This window comes from Dorea sp. MB18-49 (genome assembly GCF_023669465.1).
In the GTDB taxonomy this organism is placed as follows: domain Bacteria; phylum Bacillota; class Clostridia; order Lachnospirales; family Lachnospiraceae; genus Dorea_A; species Dorea_A longicatena.
The window spans coordinates 1-3,142 of the sequence record NZ_JAMOYX010000091.1 but is presented as its reverse complement, the minus strand read 5'-3'; the positions used below and the strand labels follow the sequence as shown (position 1 = coordinate 3,142).

At 42.6% G+C, this 3,142-nt stretch carries 3 protein-coding genes; all 3 read left to right on the top strand.

Annotated elements, in window-relative coordinates; translation table 11 throughout:
* Window positions 1-232: 232 nt before the first annotated feature.
* The gene (locus NCY30_RS14805; protein ID WP_006427889.1) at window positions 233-451 is read left to right on the top strand and encodes a cation transporter; all 219 of its coding nucleotides are present in this window, start codon (window positions 233-235) and stop codon (window positions 449-451) included.
* Between the two features lie 125 nt (window positions 452-576).
* On the top strand, window positions 577-2,445 hold the full coding sequence (locus tag NCY30_RS14800) for a heavy metal translocating P-type ATPase (protein WP_006427888.1): 1,869 nt from the start codon (window positions 577-579) through the stop codon (window positions 2,443-2,445).
* A gap of 17 nt (window positions 2,446-2,462) precedes the next feature.
* On the top strand, window positions 2,463-2,834 hold the full coding sequence (locus NCY30_RS14795) for an ArsR/SmtB family transcription factor (protein ID WP_006427887.1): 372 nt from the start codon (window positions 2,463-2,465) through the stop codon (window positions 2,832-2,834).
* Window positions 2,835-3,142: the final 308 nt, after the last annotated feature.

Sequence of the window (3,142 nt, the reverse complement as noted above, 5' to 3'; positions counted from 1 at the left end):
AGACCCTTTCGTTCTTAGGGAAGGCGGACTGCCTTAGAACTTCTGCATCGTGACATCCAGCAACAAACACAATACCAAGTCTTTCTCATGGACCGGGGTAAGCCACGATGATGAACTAAATAGAAAAAATCTATTGACATCATGAAGCAAAATGCTATAATTAAAACAAACATATGAATAACTGTTCATATATTCAATTAATCAAACAACGAAAAAGAAAGGAAGTATTATCATGAAAAAAACTTACAAAATCGACGTAGACTGCGCAAACTGTGCAAACAAAATGGAGCAGGCAGCTAAGAACACAGATGGAGTAAAGGATGCAACTGTAAACTTTATGATGTTAAAGATGATCGTAGAATTTGAAGAGGGTGCAGATCCTAAGAAAGTAATGAAGGATGTGCAGAAGAACTGTAAAGTTGTAGAAGATGACTGTGAGATCTTCCTGTAAGAGAAAATACTCATAAAAACAGGATATACGCAGTATTTTGTGAAGGAAAATGATTGTGGAGCGGCTTCATCAGGCAGAATGAAGAAGCGTTGAGAAGAGTGCAAGGAGAAAGGCTGGGGAAAGATATGACGAAAAGACAGAAAAAATCTCTGACCAGAATTATTATCGCAGCGGTACTTATGATCATATTGAAGTTCCTGCCTGTAGAAGGGTGGCTGAAGTTCGTACTTTATATGGTTCCGTACCTGGTTGTCGGATATGATATTTTAAGGAAGGCGTTCAAAGGGATTCTGAATAAGCAGGTATTCGATGAGAACTTTCTGATGGCAGTTGCTACGATAGGAGCAATTGCGCTTGGTAACTATAAGGAAGGCGTATCGGTTATGCTGTTCTATCAGATCGGAGAATTATTCCAGAGTTATGCGGTCGGAAAGAGCCGCAGGAATATCAGTGATCTGATGGATATCCGTCCGGATTATGCCAATATTGAAAAAGACGGGGAACTTGAACAGGTAGATCCGGATGAAGTGGAAGTCGGAACGATTATCGTCGTTCAGCCGGGAGAAAAAGTCCCGATCGATGGTGTGATCGAAGAAGGAAGCAGTACATTGAATACCAGTGCACTGACCGGGGAAAGTGTTCCGAGAGAAGCGGCAGCCGGTGATGAAGTCATCAGTGGATGCATTAACCTGACTGGTCTTCTGAAGATCCGTACAACAAAAGAATTCGGAGAATCTACCGTATCCAAGATCCTGGATCTGGTAGAGAATTCAAGTTCCAAGAAATCAAGATCTGAGAACTTTATTTCCAAATTCGCCAGATATTATACACCGGCAGTCTGCTATGGTGCGCTTGCACTTGCAATCTTACCGCCACTGGTCAGAATGTTTGCGTTTGCGCTTGCGCCGGAATGGGGCGACTGGATCTACAGAGCACTGACATTCCTGGTTATCAGCTGCCCGTGTGCACTGGTGATCAGTATCCCGCTCAGCTTCTTTGCAGGAATCGGCGGAGCAAGTCATGAAGGTGTCCTGGTAAAAGGATCGAACTATCTGGAGACGATGGCACAGACAAAATATGTGGTATTCGATAAGACAGGAACCATGACGCAAGGCGTATTCGAGGTGAATGGAGTTCACCACAATACGATGCCGGAAGAACAGTTATTAGAGTATGCGGCACTTGCGGAGTGTTCTTCTTCTCATCCGATCAGTAAGAGTCTTCAGAAAGCATATGGCAAACAGATCAACCGTGACCGTGTGACAGAGATTGAAGAACTGAGCGGTAAAGGTGTGACTGCAAAGGTTGACGGTATTCCGGTAGCGGCAGGTAATGCCAAACTTATGAAATATCTGAATGTGGAATATAGTGAATGTGAAGAAGTCGGTACGATCGTCCATGTTGCAGTAAACGGAAAATATGCAGGACACATTCTGATCTCAGACAAATTAAAACCGCATGCAAAAGAAGCAATCAGAGATCTGAAAAAAGCGGGCATCACCAAGACAGTTATGCTGACTGGTGACATGAAGCGTGTGGCAGATAAGGTTGCAGAAGAACTGGGAATCGGAGAAGTGTACAGTGAGCTTCTTCCTGCAGATAAGGTTGCGAAGGTAGAACAGCTTCTGAGTCAGAAATCAGAGAAAGAAAAGCTTGCGTTCGTCGGAGACGGAATCAATGATGCGCCGGTACTGTCGAGAGCAGATATCGGAATTGCCATGGGTGCACTCGGATCAGATGCAGCAATCGAGGCAGCAGACGTTGTCCTGATGGACGATGATCCGAAGAAGATCGTAAAAGCAATCAAGATTTCCAGAAAATGTATGCGCATCGTATATGAGAATATTTACTTTGCCCTTGGAATCAAGGCAATCTGCCTGGTCCTGGGAGCACTCGGAATTGCGAATATGTGGATGGCAATCTTCGCTGATGTCGGAGTTATGGTCATTGCTGTATTGAATGCAATCCGCGCATTATTTGTGAAAAACTTATAGAAAAGGCTGGTGGGCAGATGGCAAAATTAGAAGAAGGAATGGAAGTATGTGAATCATGTGAGGTACATGAGAATCTTCTGAAGATCGTAAATGAAAAGATGCCGGAAGAAACGGAATTGTATGATCTTGCAGAATTGTTCAAGGTATTCGGTGATTCGACCAGAATGCGTATCCTGTTCGTGTTGTTCGAAGCAGAGGTGTGTGTCTGCGATCTGGCAGAGGCACTGAATATGACACAGTCTGCAATCTCACATCAGCTCAGGATCCTGAAACAGAACAAACTGGTTAAGAGCAGAAGAGAAGGAAAATCCGTGTTCTATTCACTGGCAGACGATCATGTGCGTACGATCGTAGACCAGGGAAGAGAGCATATTGAAGAAGATCTGTAGCATAAGAAGCTTATGTGAAAGAATACAAAGAATTAAAATTAAAAAAGAAAATATATAGTATAATGAATTGTTATGAGAAAGCGGGAAACCTGTATCAGATGATAGAAAGTCTGATACAGGTTTTTGTGTATCACCATGTGTTCGAAAGGAGCTGCCGGTGGCAGGTTCTGTAGATACCGAAATATGCATCCGAAATTGTAGATGTATTAGACTAAAGTATGAAAACCAGTCTATTTACTGGCAAATTATCAGAAATTAACAAACAATAAAACAAAATGCGTTTAATATTACACTTTCTTATATTTGTA